Origin of the sequence: uncultured Parabacteroides sp. (genome assembly GCF_902493135.1) — a bacterium.
GTDB lineage: Bacteria > Bacteroidota > Bacteroidia > Bacteroidales > Tannerellaceae > Parabacteroides.
Map to the genome: position 1 here is coordinate 25,550 of NZ_CABUOD010000027.1, position 18,261 is coordinate 43,810.

The 18,261-nt window shown below is 44.1% G+C and carries 10 protein-coding genes; 5 read left to right on the forward strand and 5 right to left on the reverse strand.

Features of this window, described 5'->3' with window-relative positions; all coding sequences use genetic code 11:
* Positions 1–15 precede the first annotated feature (15 nt).
* From RDN79_RS12670 to RDN79_RS12685, 4 genes are all read right to left on the reverse strand, one after another.
* Positions 16–1,671, reverse strand: a complete 1,656-nt coding sequence (locus RDN79_RS12670; protein ID WP_298546449.1) for a RagB/SusD family nutrient uptake outer membrane protein — start codon at positions 1,669–1,671, stop codon at positions 16–18.
* 12 nt (positions 1,672–1,683) lie between these two features.
* Positions 1,684–4,698 carry a TonB-dependent receptor gene (locus RDN79_RS12675; RefSeq protein ID WP_298546447.1) on the reverse strand — a complete coding sequence of 1,005 codons (3,015 nt, stop codon included), beginning with the start codon at positions 4,696–4,698 and terminating at the stop codon, positions 1,684–1,686.
* Between the two features lie 443 nt (positions 4,699–5,141).
* The gene (locus RDN79_RS12680; RefSeq protein WP_298546445.1) at positions 5,142–6,131 is read right to left on the reverse strand and encodes a FecR family protein; all 990 of its coding nucleotides are present in this window, start codon (positions 6,129–6,131) and stop codon (positions 5,142–5,144) included.
* A gap of 90 nt (positions 6,132–6,221) precedes the next feature.
* The gene (locus RDN79_RS12685; RefSeq protein WP_298546443.1) at positions 6,222–6,794 is read right to left on the reverse strand and encodes an RNA polymerase sigma factor; all 573 of its coding nucleotides are present in this window, start codon (positions 6,792–6,794) and stop codon (positions 6,222–6,224) included.
* A 191-nt stretch (positions 6,795–6,985) separates the two neighbouring features.
* Between RDN79_RS12685 and RDN79_RS12690 the strand changes: the two genes are divergently transcribed.
* Together RDN79_RS12690 and RDN79_RS12695 are read left to right on the forward strand one after the other, a co-directional pair.
* Positions 6,986–9,928, forward strand: coding sequence for an alpha-L-arabinofuranosidase C-terminal domain-containing protein (locus RDN79_RS12690; RefSeq protein ID WP_298546441.1), 2,943 nt, complete (start codon positions 6,986–6,988; stop codon positions 9,926–9,928).
* Between the two features lie 25 nt (positions 9,929–9,953).
* Positions 9,954–12,263, forward strand: a complete 2,310-nt coding sequence (locus RDN79_RS12695) for a DUF2339 domain-containing protein (protein WP_298546439.1) — start codon at positions 9,954–9,956, stop codon at positions 12,261–12,263.
* A 78-nt stretch (positions 12,264–12,341) separates the two neighbouring features.
* On the opposite strand, the gene RDN79_RS12700 is transcribed toward RDN79_RS12695, so the two are convergent.
* Positions 12,342–12,602, reverse strand: a complete 261-nt coding sequence (locus RDN79_RS12700) for a hypothetical protein (protein WP_298546437.1) — start codon at positions 12,600–12,602, stop codon at positions 12,342–12,344.
* A 345-nt stretch (positions 12,603–12,947) separates the two neighbouring features.
* On the opposite strand from RDN79_RS12700, the gene RDN79_RS12705 reads away from it, so the two are divergent.
* From RDN79_RS12705 to RDN79_RS12715, 3 genes are all read left to right on the forward strand, one after another.
* Positions 12,948–13,517 carry an RNA polymerase sigma-70 factor gene (locus tag RDN79_RS12705; protein ID WP_298546435.1) on the forward strand — a complete coding sequence of 190 codons (570 nt, stop codon included), beginning with the start codon at positions 12,948–12,950 and terminating at the stop codon, positions 13,515–13,517.
* A 68-nt stretch (positions 13,518–13,585) separates the two neighbouring features.
* On the forward strand, positions 13,586–14,569 hold the full coding sequence (locus tag RDN79_RS12710) for a FecR domain-containing protein (protein WP_298546433.1): 984 nt from the start codon (positions 13,586–13,588) through the stop codon (positions 14,567–14,569).
* A 223-nt stretch (positions 14,570–14,792) separates the two neighbouring features.
* The gene (locus RDN79_RS12715) at positions 14,793–18,245 is read left to right on the forward strand and encodes a TonB-dependent receptor (protein WP_298546431.1); all 3,453 of its coding nucleotides are present in this window, start codon (positions 14,793–14,795) and stop codon (positions 18,243–18,245) included.
* The last annotated feature ends 16 nt before the right edge of the window (positions 18,246–18,261 follow it).

Here is an 18,261-nt window from a genome sequence, read left to right on the forward strand (position 1 = left end):
CATGGCAGTTCTCAATTAATAATTGGGGTTTTGTTTCAGATTTTTATTAATATCCAATTCTTTTTGAGGAATTGGGAACAGATAGTCTCTATCAGGGTTGAATGTTCTGTTATCGAAAGATCGTAATGCTTCGGCATACGCATCATATTGAGGCATGCCGTTTTTATCGAATGTCGGAATGTAGTGGGGTAGGTAATCCCTTACAGGTCTTCCATACAATTTCCCGTTCATGACGGATTCTGCAATTCTCCACCTTCTGATATCAAAGAAGCGCAAACCTTCCATCGCAAATTCAACCTTTCTTTCCTGTCGAATCAGCTTCCGGATATTCTCCTGTGTATCCGGTTTGATAGCTGGCATTTGTGCCCTCTCGCGGACTAACTTTAAGGCTTCATACCCGAGATTATCCATTCTTCCTAATTCATTGACCGCTTCCGCATACATTAATAAAACTTCTGCATAACGAATAAGGATGATATTCAGCTCGCTTTTCAGCCGGAAAGTTTGTTCTTCATCCGTGTATTTTCTCCAACAATATCCTGAGAATGTAGCATAGGGATTTGTTACATCCTGATTGTTTCTGCGAACTGCAGGAGTCACATTGTAGTCCCAGCATTCCAAGCTGTCGGGATGCGTTTCGAACTGGTAGCCTTGGAATGTACTGCCTGGTACGACAATGGTTGCTTCCAACCGTAAATCCCGGTTTTTGAATGGGGTGGCTGCATTGTAAAGACTTGATTCGTTAATAGGCAAGCCGTCTGTACAGTAATAAGAATCAACAAGTGATTGGGCCGGTACCTTATTGGAATACCCGGAAGCCATGCGTGAGAATAGATTACCGGGAACACCATGAGTCTGTTGGTTTACGCGCGAGTACTGTACGAAGAAAATAACTTCTTTGCTTTGCTTATTCTGCTTATTGAAAAGATTATTGTAGTCGGGTTCCAGCGAATAGACACCTGATTCTATTACGCGTTTACTGGCATCGGCGGCAATATCCCATTTCTCGGAAAATAGGGCTTCCCTGGCTTTTACGGAAAGGGCACATCCCTGAGTGACTCTGCCGATGTCATCGCCTGTATATTGTACAGGTAATAATTTGGCCGCATCCTCCAGTTCGTTTAATATGAATTCGGTAACTTGACTTCTGTCGGCCTGAGCCGGTTTATCGGTGATTGATTGAGGCTCGGTCAACAGAGGTATATTGCCAAAGAAATTAACCAATAAATGATAGTGGTAGGCTCTGAAAAAACGGGCTTCGCCTTCTATTCTCGTGTATATGTCTGGGTTCGTGATGGACTGTGCTTTATGCATATTTGCTAAAAGCATATTACATTGGTTGATAACGGTATAACAGTTGAACCATATTTTATTAAAAGTTTCATTTGTCGGAACATGAAGCCCTTCGCCTAATAATTGTAGGTCACTGCCCTGATCACGGTCCCAACCGATATCGGAGGCACAATCCAAAACAAGGTTTAAAGAAGAGGCCGCTTGTTGAAAATACATGCTTTTAAAGTAAATGCCGTTGATAGCCATCGTCAGTTCGCTTTCCGTACTATAGAAGGTCGCATCCGAAGGTTTATCCAATGGATATTTCTCTAAATAGTCTGAACATGAAAGACATCCTAAAGTGAATACGCCGATTATGAGTTTTATATATTTATTCATGGTGATTAGTTTTTAGAATTTTACATTAAGTCCGAATGAATAGACTTTCATCATGGGATAGAAATCGCCTCTGCCAATAGGGGCTTCCGGATCGAATCCATCATAAAAGCCTGTGATGGTAAACAGATTCTGTGCACTGAAGAATATGCGGCAGTAATCCAGGAATATCTTTTTAACGAACCGGTTAGGTACCGTATATCCTACTTGGAGATTTTTTAAACGAAGGTAAGATGCATTCCTGATCCAATACGAAGATACTTGTTCATTGTTCGGGTAGTTGAATGTAAGTCGTGGATAAGATGCATTCCGGTTTTCTTCTGTCCAGTGATCCTTATGCCATTCTTGGGCTGTACCTCCCATATAGAATGCCAATACCCCTTGTTGGTCGATGTATCCGTCCGCTTTGCCTACTCCTTGTAACAGAAAAGATAGGTCTACATTTTTATACTTTCCGTAAAAGTCAATACCAAATGTGTAATGTGGCATATAGTCTCCCATTATCACTCGGTCATCTGCATTAATGACCCCGTCTGCCTTATCCATAATACCGTCACCGTCTGAATCGATTGTCAGTTGGTCTTTATATTTGATATCACCTGGAGCTAATATTGTCCCGAATTGGGAAGCATGGTTTTTTATCTCGTCCGCATTTTGGAATAATCCCTCCGCCTCTAATCCATAGAGTGAAGTAATAGGATAACCTTCTTTGTGGATTGTCCGGTCGTAGATGTAAGGCCCTGTTTCTGCCAGATCTGTTATTTCGTTATGGACATCCGACAGATTAACTCCGATCCCATATTCGAAATCGCCGATTCTATCGTTATATCTAAATGTAATGTCCCATCCTTTATTCCTTACTTTTCCGGCATTTTGATAAGCCGGATTTAGCCCGGAAGTTCCAGGTATCGGTAATTTAAGAAGAATATCGGATGTGTTTTTAACATAATATTCCGCTGTGACCGATAGTTTGGAAAAAAGGGTCGCGTCGAACCCGATATTCGTCATTGCAGTGGATTCCCATGTGATATTGGGATTGGCTGCGTCAGTGACCGCTCCGCCCGGTGCTGAAACTGCACCGTTGAAAACATAATCCATCCCCAATGATACGGACGATACAAAAGGATAATTCCCGATATCCTGATTCCCTAATTTTCCCCACGAAGCTCTTATTTTCAGGTTATTGATCCATTCGATATCTTTCATGAAGGATTCTTCGGATATTCTCCAGCCAGCGGAAAAAGAAGGGAATATGCCATACTTTAATCCGGGAGCAAAACGGGAAGAGCCATCGTAGCGGATATTGGCTTCGAGAAGATATTTTTGGTTGTAGTTGTAATTTATACGTCCGAATACGGAGCGTAGCGCCCAGTCGCTGGCAGAACCTGTTGCAGCCTGGTTTGCAGGTGAACCTGCATTTAGCACTTCGTAGTTCTCCAATAAATATTGATCCCTGAATCCGTTCAGCCAGTCTCCCCGGAAGTCTATTTGTTCGAATCCCGCCAGTAATGATAGATTATGGGCATTGAACGATTTGTCATAAGTTGCCAGAGCTTTCAGATTATTGGTGACATTCTTGCTGTACTTTTCAGTCATATTTGCCCTGTATGGGGTCGGATTGTATAAATCTCCACTCGGATAGTATAAGTTAACCGTCTTCCCGAACTTCTTGTAGTGGACGAAATTCCACTTCGGAGCATATTGAAAACTCAGGTTAAGACCGTCTATAGGCTGGTAATTGACTTTGAAGTTGATGTTGGCGGAATAGTTCTTTTCATGCGTCATCCCTCCATCGTTTTCTTGTGCCCAGGTATTTGTTCCATCCCATCCGATTCCCCAGGAGCCATCTTCATTTTTGCCTTGCAGGTTATTGGGATAACGGTTGAGAAAATACCAGGGCATGCCGGCCGCAGGTGTCGCATTGTCATCCGTCATAAAGTAAATATCGAAATTGGCAGAAAGCCTTTTGTGCAAGTTTATATCAGAATTCAATCGTAAGTTTACGCGTTCGTAATTCGTGTTGATTGTTATACCATCCTGATTTAGGTAAGAAAGCGATCCTAAAATACTTACTTTTTCACCACCTCCATTTATACTGACATGGTGGTTATGCTGCAAGGCTTTCTCTTTCAGCATGACTTTCCTCCAATCAGTTTCAGGATAGAGGTCAGACGGTGTATTTTTACGGTATTTATCGATATATTCTTGTGTAAAAGGTTCTACTTTCCCTACATTCCGGTTTGCTTCGTTTATCATCACCATGTGATCATATCCTGAAACGTTTTGCGGCATGGATGTTGGAGACTGCCAACCGATGTAGTTGTCATAGTTGACTTTAAATAAACTCTTTTCTGCGCGGTTTGTCGTTATCAGGATAACGCCGTTTGCTGCTCTCGATCCGTAGATTGCAGCCGATGCTGCATCCTTCAGAACAGATATGCTTTCGATGTCACTCGGATCTACCGAATTGATATCCGATTCGATACCGTCGACCAGAATCAGGGGATTGGCTGAACTTAACGTGCCGATACCACGTATACGGATGGTCCCGTTATCTTTGCCCGGCTGTCCTGATGTTTGTTGGACGGTAACACCCGACGACATTCCTTGCAAAGCCATCGAAGTTTGCCCTACGGGTTTTTTCGCCAGATCCGATCCAGTGATGTTTTCAACGGAACCCGTCAGGTTGATTTTCTTCTGGACACCATATCCGACAACGATAACCTCTTCCAGATTTTGTGTGTCTTCTGCCAGCTTTATCTTTAAGACGGATTGATTGTCCGTATGGATTTCTTGAGATAAATAGCCAATGTAAGATATGACAAGAGTGGCCCCTTCCGGTATTTCAAGAGAAAAATTTCCGTCTACATCCGTGATGATACCGTTGGTTGTACCTTTTTGTACTACATTAGCACCGATGATCGGTTCATTTCTGTTGTCAGTGATGGTTCCGCTCACTTTTTTCTGCTTATCCTTTTGTAATTGGATAAGTTTGATTGCAATTGTATTTCCTGTCCGGGTATATTCCATTCCTTTACCGGGAAGGATGCGATCCAGTAACCTTTCAACCGGTTCGTCCTGGATGCTGATGGTAATATCTTTTTTGTGATCGAGATTCTTTTCAATGTAAGAAAACCTGACATCGGATTGTTTTTCGATGCTTGTTAATAACTCTTTGAGTGAAACGTTCTTAACAGATATGCTTATTTGAGAATTTTGAGCATGAATTTCTGTCGGACAAACTAAAAAAATAGAGATAAGTAGCAGCTGTATAAATCTGAAAATAGTATTTTTACACACTAAACTGCATTGAAAATTTAGATAGTACATAGATTTAAATAATTATTTGTTGATACTTAAAGCCTTACGTGGTGGTTCGGCTTTTGTGTTTGAAGTATTGACTTTGCCGGAGATCTGTATAGGTTCTCCGGCTTTTTTTAGGAAGAGTTCATAATGCTTGTTTTTTAGAGTGATTATTTCGTGAATTTAAGAGATATTTCGTTCCCCGATTTCTGATATTCGAATGTATAATGTTGTTGAAGGTTTTTCAAAACCTGGATGATGTCGTTCTCGTGGTAACTGCCCGTGAAGAGCTCTTCCGGATATTCTCCGTTTGCGGTTATATTGATACCATAGAATATTTCCAATTGCCCGATTATCTCTTTGAAAGGTTGATTTCTGAAAATCAGATCTCCCCTCTTCCAGGCCGTTTCGACTCTTAGGTCCGTGGCCATTACTTTGATTTCTCCCGTTTCATAACTGTAGCGGGCTTTTTGGTTAGGGGAAAGATGTACTTGTTTCCCCGGACTTTTATAAGGGGTAACTTCTATGCTCCCTTCGACTAAGGAGGCTTCGAACCATGAATCGTCCGGATAAGCATATAAGTTGAAAGTCGTTCCTAATACCTTTATTTGGATTTCTGCAGTTTTAACAATAAAAGGGGCATCTGCGTCATGTTTTACTTCAAAATAAGCCTCTCCGGTTAGCTGGACGGTTCTTTCATTCAGAGAGAAAGAAGCCGGATAGGATAATGTGGATTCTGCATTGAGATAAACGTTTGTCCCATCGGGCAGGGTGACAGATGCACGTTCTCCCTTTTCGGCTGATATCGTGTACATTTGTGCAATCGCAGTTTGTATGTTTATCTTATCTATATAAAGATAACCGGTTAATGAGATCAGTAATAAAAAGATTGCGGCAACAGCGATCCTACCCAAATATCCCAATAAGCTTATCCTTTTTTGTGGTTGGATGATCTCCTTCATGTTCTTTGAGATAGTATCGAACGCCTCGATATTTCTTTCTTCGGAAACAGGGTAGGTATCCCACAGTTGGGATAGATTTTGTTCCAAAGAGCGATCATTCATATTTTGGATAAGTGCTTTCAACTGTACGACTTCCTCACTTGTGAGTTGTCCGTATAAATATTTTTTGAATAATGTCTTGACCTCCTCCTGAACCATAGTAATAGATTGTTTATAGGTAATACGCTGGAAAGGCGAAAATCTACTTAATGATTTCGTGTGTTGTAAAACATATCTTTGTTAAGGTATTTATGAATGTAAGAAGAACATGAAAAACAGGGTGTAGAAAGTAGACATTTCTTTTCTGAGAATGCCCAATGCCTGATGAAGGTAATTATAAACAGACTGTTCGGATATTTGTAATTTGTCAGCAACTTCTGTGGCAGACAATCCTTGTTCCTTTGCCAGTTCAAATATCTGAACCTGCCTGGGTGACAGCTTTTCTTTTGCTTTAGCCAAAGATTGATTGAATGCCTCAAAGTCGAAGCTATCTTGTTCGTTGACGGATAATTGTTCATCGGAGCAATGAATCAGGTAATCTTCAAAAATAGGATTGTTGAATTGTTTTTTCAGTTGGTCCTTCAATTGGTTTTGTGCCATTTTAAACAGCCAGGCCTTAAAAGATAAATCCGGGTCTATTTTTTGCCGGTTGATCCATACTTTTATAAAGGCTTCCTGTACTAGTTCCTTGGTTTGTTCATGCGAACGGGTGAGTCCGAAGATAAAGCCATATAGCAAGTCAAAATATTGTTCATATAAAGAATTGAATGCTTTGTAAGATCCCTCTTTTAACTGTTTTAAAATTTCTGGATGTTGACTCATGCTGGTGAAATATGAATATATAAACGAGGGACAAATGTACATAAAACAAATAGAAATGCTTAAAATAGACTGTTAAAGCTCTTTCTCCTCTATTTTGAATAATAAATAGTGTACGTTCTTACACTTTTTCTTTATATTTGCCACTGTTATACGTATTTGATTTATGTAATACCTGAAAAAGCAGTCATCTTATGAGAAAACATCTTTCCTTTTTTATCTTGGTCTTGTTCCTGTTGCCGGGATTCTTTTCGTTGGCACAGGCATCGTCTTCTTCCGACATACGCTATCTGTTCGCCTATTTTACAGATAAGAATGAGAATCGCAACGGTATGCACTTGGCTTGGAGTGCGGATGGATATTCCTGGACACCGATAGGGCCGGAACATAGTTTCCTGAAGTGCGATTACGGGACCTGGTATGCCGATAAACGTATGCGCGATCCTTTTGTCATGAAAGGGCCGGATGGGCTTTGGCATTGTATCTGGACGCTGAACTGGGACGGGAATGCAATCGGATATGCTCACTCCAAGGACCTCGTGCACTGGTCGCGCCAGTCCTATCCGAAAGTGATGGAAGGGTATGAAGTCCGGAACTGCTGGGCTCCTGAAATGATTTACGACGACGAGAACCGGCAATATGTGATCTTCTGGGCCAGTACGATCAAAGAGAACGGCGTGTGGAAGACCGAGCCGGGAGAAAAATATGACCATCGTATGTATTACACTACGACAAAAGATTTCAAGACCTTTTCCCCTGCAAAGATATTCTTCGATCCGGGACATAACGTGATCGACGTGACCATACAGAAAAAGGATGGCAAATACTATATGCTTTATAAAGACGAACGCATCTGGCCGAAAGCCAAAAAGGAACTGTCGGTTGCCGTAAGCGACCATGCGACAGGTCCGTATCTGCCGACCGGAGACATGCCTTTTGCGACCGACTGGGTGGAAGGGCCGGCCGTTTGCCCGCTGTCCGACGGGAGCTATGTCGTTTATATGGACGCCTATACCCGCCATCGCTATGAAGCGAAGCGGACACGTGATTTCCGAACCTGGGAAGATGTGACGGATCGTATTTCGATACCGAAAGATGCCAAACACGGCTCTATCATCACTGTTACCAAAGCGTTTGTCGATAATATCCTTTCGGAAGTGGATGCGGCCCGGCAGCGCGAGAACCTGCGCAATGAACGGCTCGCCTTGCCCGACTCCTTAAAAGAGGCGGTTCCTGTCGAGGCGGAAATTACCGTTGAGGGTGACCGGGCGAAAAAGATCAGTGATCATCTGTTCGGTGTCTTTTTTGAAGATCTGAATTATGCTGCCGACGGCGGCTTGTATGCCGAACTGGTCCAGAACCGTGATTTCGAGTATGATCCGGAGGATAAGACCGGTAACGACCCGGCTTGGAACAACCGTTATGCCTGGAAATTGAAGTCATATAAGGCAGATGCCCCGGCAGAAAGCATCGGATTGGAGATCGACACGGTAGAACCGGTCCATCCCAACAATCCGCATTATGCGGTGCTCCGTGCCAAAGGTGCTGAGTTGGACCTGGTCAATGGCGGTTTCGACGGTATCCATATCCGGAAGGGGGAGAAATATGATCTTTCTTTTTTCTCCCGTGTCCGGGGGAACGGTCAGGGCGCTTTGCAAATCCAGTTGAGGAACCGTTTCGGTAAGCCGCTTGCGCAAGCCGCGGTTCAACTCAATTCCGGAGAATGGACGAAGCAGCACCTCACGTTGCAGGCGGTGGAAGATGCGGACAGTGCCTGCCTGTCCATACAGACGATGGCTCCTGGCGTTTATGCTTTAGACCTGATCTCCCTTTTCCCGCAGAAAACATTTAAGAACCGTCCGAACGGTTTGCGTGCTGATCTGGCACAAACGATAGCCGACCTGCACCCGCGCTTTATGCGCTTTCCGGGAGGTTGCTTGGCGCATGGTGATGGCGTGCATAATATTTATAACTGGAAAGAAACGATCGGTCCGCTGGAAAGCCGCAAACCCCAACGCAATTTGTGGGGGTATCACCAGACGAAAGGGCTTGGGTATTACGAGTTTTTCCAGTTCTGTGAAGATATCCAGGCGGAACCTGTTCCTGTCATTGCCGCAGGCGTATGTTGCCAGAACTCCCGTGGAGGCGGGCAGCAGGGAGTCGCGATGTGCGATATGGACGCTTTTATCCAAGACATTCTGGATTTGGTGGAATATGCGAATGGAGATGCCTCTTCGAAGTGGGGGCGGATGCGTGCCGAAGCCGGCCATCCGGAACCTTTCCATCTGAAATATATCGGGATCGGAAACGAAGACCAGATAACGGATGCTTTTGAAGAACGTTTCACGATGATCTATGAGGCCCTCAAAGCCAAACATCCGGAAATAACCGTGATCGGTACGGCCGGGCCTTTCAACGAAGGGACCGACTATGAGGAAGGCTGGGAGATTGTTGACAGATTGCAGGTCCCGATGGTGGACGAGCACTATTACCAGACACCCGGCTGGTTCCTGAATAACCAGCATTTCTATGATTCCTACGACCGTCAGGGCGCGAAAGTTTATTTAGGAGAGTATGCCGCCCACCTTCCCGGCCGGCCGAATAACCTCGAAGTGTCGCTGGCCGAAGCGGCGTATATGACCTCTCTGGAACGCAACGGCGATATTGTCGGTATGGCCTCCTACGCCCCGCTCCTGGCAAAAGAAGGGCATACGCAATGGAACCCCGATCTCATCTACTTCAACAACCGGGAGGTGAAGCCGACCGTCAACTATTATGTCCAGCAAATGTATGGCCTCAATGCCGGCGACGAGTATCTGCCGGCCACGGTCAGACTATCCGATCCGTCGGGCGATATTGCCAAACGTCTCCCCGTATCTGTCGTAAAAGATAGTAAAACGGGCGACCTGATCGTGAAATTAGTCAATATCCTACCGGCTGCAACCCGCACAAACATCCGGCTGGACGGAGTTGCTGTTGCCGATACACACGCAGTCAAGACTGTTTTATCCGGCGCGTTGGAAGATACGGATTTGAAACCGCAGACCTTGGACTGCCAGGTCGGACAGGTATTTACCTGCGAATTGCCGGCATATTCGTTTACGGTGATCAGGATAAAGATAAAATCCGTATATTAGTCGCTGTTAATAAAACAGCAATATTATGGAAACTGCATTTTTCGTTTTGCTACTTCTTGTCGTATGGATCAGCCTGCATAACCATATAGGTAAGGCAATTGCCAATATCGAGTCTCTCAAAAAAGAGATAGCCAGTCTAAGGAAGCAATTGGAAGGGCGGGAAATTGTAGCGGAGGAAGAGTGCCATATCCCGATTTTGTCTGTCGAAATAAGAGTGGATGAAGAGACTTCGAAGCCTGATGTAAAACAGCCGGAACCGGAACCTCGGAAAGAACCTGTTGTTCCGGTGGCGTCCCCGCTTGTTCCGGTGGCGTCCCCGCCTCTTAAAACGTGGACTCGTCCTAAGCCGGCGCCTCCCAAAAAGAAACGTAAACCGGTTAATTACGAAAAGTTTATCGGAGAGAACCTGTTCGGCAAGATCGGTATCCTGATATTGGTGATCGGCATGGGGTTGTTTGTGAAGTATGCGATCGATAAGAATTGGATCAACGAAGTTTTGCGGACCGTGCTGGGCTTTGTGGTCGGTGGCGGTCTGCTGCTGATCTCGCAGAAGTTGAAGAAAACCTACCGCGCGTTCAGTTCCTTGTTGGCAGGCGGCGCTTTTGCTATCTTCTATGTCACGGTGGCGATGGCCTATCATTACTACGGGCTGTTCAGCCAGGCGACTGCCTTTGTCATTTTAGTGGTGCTTACGATCCTGATGTCCGTCCTTTCCGTCTTTTACAACCGGCGCGAATTGGCCATTATTGCGTTGGTCGGCGGTTTTATATCACCTTTCCTTGTCAGCAACGGCATGGGGAGTTACCTGGTGCTGTTCGTTTATGTGACGATCCTGAATCTTGGGATGTTCGTCCTTTCCCTTTATAAGAAATGGGGAGAGCTGCCGATCGTCAGTTTCGTGGCGAGCTATCTGATCCTGTTTGGTTATTCGAGCGCGGGAGATCTGGACGTGGCGGGGTTTACGCAATTGGTGCACCTGTTGCTTTTCGCGACCCTGTTCTTCCTTATCTTTCTTCTGCCCGTCGTGACGGTGATACGTTCCGACAGCCGTAAAATCAACCAATTGCTGATGGCAGTCGTGGTACTGAATAACTTCCTTTACCTCTTTTTCTGTTTGTGGTTCCTGCGTGAGATGCAGCTTGAACAGAATATAAATGGGGCGTTCACCTTGTTTATCGCTCTGATAAATGCGGCGGTGGCCTTTGTTGTAAACCGGAGGAAAGTGGAAAGCAGCTTGCTCTGCCCGGCATTGACCGGACTGGCGCTCACCTTTGTTTCCATCACCATACCGATCCAGTTGGACGGGACCTTTATCACCCTGCTTTGGGCGTGTGAGATGGTGGTCGTCCTGTGGCTCTTCATCAAATGGAGAATCCGAATATATGAATACTTTGTGGCAATCCTGTTTCTCCTGACGAATGTTTCCTATTGGATGGATATCGAAGCCTTGTTGGGCTCAGGCGTAAGGCAGGCTTTGTTCGTCAACGGCACATTCGCTACCGGAATATCTGTCGGCATAGCTTTTTTGCTGGTTGCTTGGTTCCTGTTCCGGAATAAAGATCTGTTTGCGACTACTTCCGTATGGAAATATTCGCCCTGCAATGCGATAACTCTTTTAGACGGAAGTGCTGTCCTTTATACGGCCTTTATGATCGAGTTCGCGCGGAATGTCGACGACTGGTATCTGTCGCAAGGTCTAATGATGGCGTTTACGGCGGTTACTTTGTTTCTATTGCTTCTCGTTATGCGGAGACGTTTTCCGATGGAACGTTATTTCCGGTGGTATGCGTTTTCCTTGTTGATCCCGGTTTGCTGGTATATGTGCGTTTTCCTGTCCGGCCGCTATTTTCAGTGGACGGCTTTGCAGGCACTCGGATGGCTGACGGTGGCTATTATTGCGGCGCATATTTATTGGCTGGCAAAAGAATATTATGCCGTGTTCAATTTCCGTAGCAAGTCGGCGAACAGGATGACGGTCTATGTCAGCATTCTTTCCACCGTCCTGTTGGTCCTTGCCGTGCGAAGCCTGCTTTGCCAGCTTTCGCTTTCCGATGAGACGAATGCCGGCTTCTCCATTTCCTTGGCGATTGCGGGGTTTGTCGAAATGGCGATTGGCATGCGGTTGCACCTGAAGTCTTTGCGTATGATCAGCCTGACGACTTTCGGCATTGTCTTGCTAAAGTTGGTCGTGATCGATTTGTGGTTGCTGCCGACCCTCGGAAAGATTATTATCTTTATCATTCTGGGTGTTATCCTACTTGTTCTTTCATTTCTTTACCAGAAGCTGAAAAAGGTTTTGTTTGAAGAAGACCGGGAAGAGTTGGCAAATAATTAATACAATAACCCCGGATGGGTTCAGATTCTATTTCGGGTAAAATTCCGGATCGTTTTGATTTGACTTTTTGCCGGCTTTTTACCGGAATTGGTAACGATTGAAAAAACGTCGTAGGCAGAAAATGAAAAAACGATGTCTCTTTGTAATCAGATAGGAGAAAGACCGGATATTGTGGAAAACCTGAACTCCCGGAGAATCGCCTGTAGTAAAAAAGTCGGGATATTCCCCGTATATCTCAAACCGATTCCGGGGATTTTCCGCCACGACGACCGTCTTCGTTCTCTTTACGACCGTCTTCGTCGCCATCAAGACGGTCGTCATGTTATATACACCGCGCATCTCGGAGCAATTATGACCGTCTTCGTGGTAAAAAACTGCGCACCTTAGCCGACAAAACCCTTTTTACCCGCAAACAAGCCGGATTTCAGCCCTATTATTAAAGATTGTATATTGTTGTCAAGGAACCGGTATTTTACAATAAGCCCTCTGTCTTTATGAAATCCATACTGTTCCTGTCTTATACATTAGAGGATTTTCTTGAAATTTAAATTTCTTGTTTAACCAATAATTTATATTATATTTGCATTGTGCAAATAGCACAATTGCGTTGCTTAACTGATTCATAATTCAAAGATAAGGGTTTGGAGATCGAGAACGCCGTGATTTAATTCACACAGAAGAAAGATGCAGGTTGAAAGGAAAATATTATCCGACCATTTTGAAGAAATATATGTCTCTTGGTTTTCCCGGATGAAATATTTCGCGCTGGAATATGTCGTGTCAGAAGAAGACGCAGAAAATATCGTCCAGGACGTATTTACCGAACTGTGGGAAAAGAAAGAGATCTTGGCTTATGATGTGAATCTGGTCGCCCTGCTTTTTACCTCGATCAAGAACCGTTGTATCGACCTGTTGCGCCACCGTATTGTTGTGAAGGAAGCTGTCAACCTGATACAGGAAGAGTATCAGGTTACTTTGCGGATGAAACTTGCCTCTCTGGAATTATTCGATCAGTCCCTGCTCTCTGCGCAGGATATCGAACGGATCATTACCGAAGTGATCGACTCTCTGCCTGAAAAATGTCGGGAAATTTTTATAAAAAGTAAAATAGAAGGTAAAAAGCAGAAAGACATAGCAGCCGAACTGAATATCTCACTTAAAACCGTTGAAAATCAAATGGCTATCGCCTATAAGAAAATTAAAAGCGAACTGAAAGACTATCTTCCTTTATTACTGTTTTTACTCGTGAATTAAAAAAATCCGTTTATCCTTTTGGGGGTTTTGGTTTCCTGATCCGTTTATTAAGAACAAAAGCGGAAAATATGAACGAACAGATACATAAATACTTTTATGAGGAACTTCCTACGGAAGAGCGCCTATCCTTCTTGCGCGATGTCGAGGCGAGCGAAGAACTCAAAAAAGAATTTGCAGAATATCAAAATCTATATGCCTTGTTGAACTTAGGACATCAGGTACAGGATAAAGCTATCGGCAAACAAAAATACGACCGCTTTATTTTGCAGAAGCAACACACTGTGATGTGGAGGCGTTGGACACGCCGGATCGGGTATGCCGCTGCTATTCTGGCATTAGTCGTTTCAACAAGTGTATTGACATATTGGTACGCACAACCTGAACAAACGGAGTTTTTATCGGAGAATGTGATGAACACTTTGTACACTCCTGCCGGACAGCGGGCACAACTGGTTTTGCAGGACGGAACGGAAGTCTGGTTGAACGCGAAGTCGAAGTTGATCTATCCGGCCCGTTTTACCGGTGACATCAGGAAAGTCTCAATAGAAGGAGAGGCTTTCTTCAAGGTGGCGAAAGATCCTGCCCACCCCTTTATCGTTTCCACGCATGATGTCGATATGAGAGTGCTGGGCACGCAGTTTAATGTCTGCAATTACCCGGCGACCGGCTATGTGCAAACCAGCTTGCTGGAAGGTTCCGTCCGCGTTTTTTTCCGGGATAAGGAGAATGAAGGAATCGTTTTGCTTCCCGACCAGCAAGTGACGGTTTCGAATGGAGAAATGAAAGTTGAACCCATCCGTTTGAAAGACCATTTCTTATGGAGGGATGGCATTTATGCTTTTGAGAATGAGCCTCTGGTTGATATCTTGAAAAAGCTGGAACTTTATTATGATGTAAAAATAGTGGTGGAAGATACGTCTTTGTTCAAAGGTACGTATACAGGAAAGTTCCGGCAGCGGGACAGTTTGGACGATATATTCCGCATATTGCGGCAAATCAGGAAATTCAAAGTGGAGAAAGATACCAAGCGAAATATAGTGACCTTGAAATAATATCATTTTAAACATAAAAACGGATAAGCCTATGGGGATGGAACAGTAAAAAAAGAAAACAAAAGCGGCAGAAGCTACCAACAACTGCCGCCGGAGTTAAAGCAAACACAAGTCGTAAATTTTAGTATTCACTTTAAAATAATGGAACAAAGATATGAAAAGAAAAACTTTGTTGTGGCCTTTTATTACACATAATATTAGCATTAAATATTTTTTTAGGATTATGAAAATATCATTTTTCCTTTTGTTTGTATGTGTTTTCCAACTGATGGCAGTCGGTGCAGGAGCGCAAGATGCAAAAGTTAAAATAACGGAAAGCAGTATGACTATTCGTCAATTGATAAGCGAGATCGAAGCGCAGACCGATTATTTGGTCGTGTTTCGTAATCAGGATATTGATATAGATAAGATAGTTTCACTGAAGAAGGGATCGCTGAAAGTCGCCGATTGTTTGGATAATGTGTTTGGAGATACGAATGTGGGCTGGCGGTTTGAGAATAATTATATAACGTTGGTCCATAAAATATCCGAAAAACAACAGGCACGCAAGTTGCTGAAAGGAAAAGTGTGTGATGAAAATGGTGAACCGATCATCGGAGCGAATGTTGTGGAGAAAGGTACGACAAACGGAACGATAACGGATCAAGAAGGACGTTTCTCTTTGGAAGTCCAGCCTAATGCTTCTGTTGTCATTTCTTATATTGGATTTGAACCACAGACGCATGTCGTGACAGGTAATGTACTGAACATTGTAATGTCGGAAGACAGTCAGGCGCTGAACGAAGTGGTGGTTGTCGGTTATGGCACTCGTAAGGCCGGTGAGATAACGGGGGCCGTTTCTACAGTGAAGGCGGATGAAATCCAGAAACTGGCGATCACGAATGCCGGTGATGCTCTTAAGAATGTAGCCGGTGTGACCACATTACAGTCGAATACGCCGGGTGCGGAACCGACCATCCTGATCCGTGGTATCGGTACGATCAATGACAGCCGTCCTCTTTGGATTGTCGATGGCGTGCCTGACGGAAAGGTCAATCCGAATAATATCGAAACAATCACAATATTGAAAGATGCTGCTTCACAGGCTATTTATGGAACAAGGGCGGCTAATGGCGTCATCCTTGTTACGACAAAAAGCGGTAAGAAAAACCAGAAGGCACATATTTCTGTCAATTTGCGTTCCGGTTTTGTGCAGAGTACCAGTCATTATAAAATGTTGAACACTCAAGAATATGGTGAAATGCTTTGGCTACAGGCCAAGAATGAAGGTATTGCCAATTATTCTCATCCTCTGTACGGTTCGGGAGCGACTCCGGACATTCCTGACTATATTTTCCCGAACAGAGGGGTGAATGTGGATGAAAGCCTGTATGACGACAAGATGATCAACCAGGATGGAACAGACACTTATTTGATCACGAAAGCGAACAAACAAGGGACGAATTGGGCGAAGGAAATCGAACGTACGGCACAGTATCATGACGTGTCGGTCGATATAAGCGGAGGTAGTGAAAACACGATGTATGCTTTTCAGTCCGGTTATTTGAAACAGGAAGGTGTCTTGAAATGGACTGGAATGGACCGCTATAATTTGCAGTCCAATATCGTTTCGGACGTGACGAAGTGGTTGCAGATCGGTGAAAATCTGGGTGTGACTTATTCGGAAACCTATGGCAATATGGCTAATAATTCACAGAGTTCCGTTGTTTCTCAGGCATATCGTATGCAGCCGATTATTCCGGTATATGACATCGGAGGTAATTTTGCAGGAACAAGAGTCGGCGGTGATACCGGCAATGCGAGGAACCCGGTAGGATTGTTGTATAATGATCGTTATGACAGGCGGAAGACAATGGCTGCCAATGGAAACGCGTTTGTCAAGATTTCTCCGATTTCAGGATTGAATCTCAAATCTCTTTTCGGTTTTGTTTATTCATTTACAGATTATAAGAATATTGATTATGTAGATTTAGGATGGGCGGAAAGAACTTCTGTAGACCAACTGACTCGTGAAGAATCTTATACGAAACAGTGGAACTGGACGAATACGGCAGATTATTCGAAGCAGATCGGTGCTCATGATTTCACGGTTCTGGTCGGAACGGAAGCGATTGCCAACATTTATACATTCGTGACTGCCGGTCGTTCCGACTATATGTTCAAGGATCCGCTCTATATCGAACTGAACACGGGGTCTTCCGGTAGAACGAACTATGGTAATATTTCCGAATGGAGTTTGTTCTCTGTATTCGGCCGGGTGAATTATTCGTATGATGACAAATATCTTTTCGAAGGTGTGATCAGGCGTGACGGCTCTTCCCGTTTTGGTGGAAACAACAAATATGGTACATTCCCGGCATTTTCTTTGGGTTGGCGCGTTTCGAATGAAGAGTTCATGAAGCCGACACGCTACTGGCTGACCTCCTTGAAACTCCGTGGCGGCTATGGCGTGACGGGTAATGACCGGATCGGTAACTATAATAGTTTCTCTCAGTTCGGTATGAATAACTGGGGTTCTTATTATGATATAGCCGGAGCCAATAATACGGAAGGACAGTTTGGTTTCTATCAGTCCACATTTGGAAATATGAATGTGAAATGGGAAACGACGCATACGTCCAACTTCGGTTTTGACGCGACTTTGTTCGATCATCTGTCTGTCGGGTTGGATATCTGGAAACGTAACACGAAAGATATGCTTTTCCCGAAAGCGATACCGATGGTAATGGGTGATATTTCGGCTCCTTATGTGAATGTAGGAAAAATGAAGAATAAAGGTATCGACTTTGAAATCGGTTACAACGGAACGGCTTTAGGTAATGAATTGCGGTATAGTCTGAATGCCAGCATTTCTCATTATAAAAACGAGATTGTGGATCTGTCGGGAGAAGAAGATGAAACATTGAACGGAGGCAGTTTTGAAAACCAATTTTATACACGTGCTGAAAAAGGCACTTCGTTTCCGGAATTCTACGGTTATGTTGTAGATGGTATTTTCCAGACGGCGGAAGAGGCGGCTGCTTGGCCTACGGCTTTCGGTAGCAACGGCTCTTATAATAAGCCCGGACATTACAAATATCGGGATATCAGTGGACCGGACGGAACTCCTGACGGGGTGATCAATGAATATGACAGAACCTATATCGGTTCTCCTCATCCTAAATTTGTCGGTGGTTTGAACTTCACGATCGAGTATAAGGGATTTGATTTGAGCGGGCAGTTCTATGGAAGCTATGGAAACAAGGCTGTGAATTTCCTGAAACGCTTTACGGACTATTCTTTGTTCAGCGGCGGACGCGGTTATGATCGTCTGTATAATTCATGGGGCAGTCCTTATCTGTCGGATAACTCGAAGGCAAAACTTCCGATAGCAGAGTCGAATGATACGGAGAGCCAGGTTCCCTCTACTGCGTTTATCGAAGACGCTTCTTTTTTACGCTTGCGTAATTTGATGTTGGGATATGATTTCGCTCGTTTGTTGAAACAGCCTGGAATTACTAATTTACGCGTGTTTGCTCAAGTTTCTAACGTATTTACGTTGACGAAGTATTCTGGATTGGATCCGGAAATCAATATGAAGGGTACTGGAATAGATGCTGCGAAGAATTTAGGTATCGATTCCGGTTCATGGCCGACTCCGAGACAGGTGCTGTTCGGTGTAAGTTTAGGTTTTTAGTCGATTAACTTGTTAA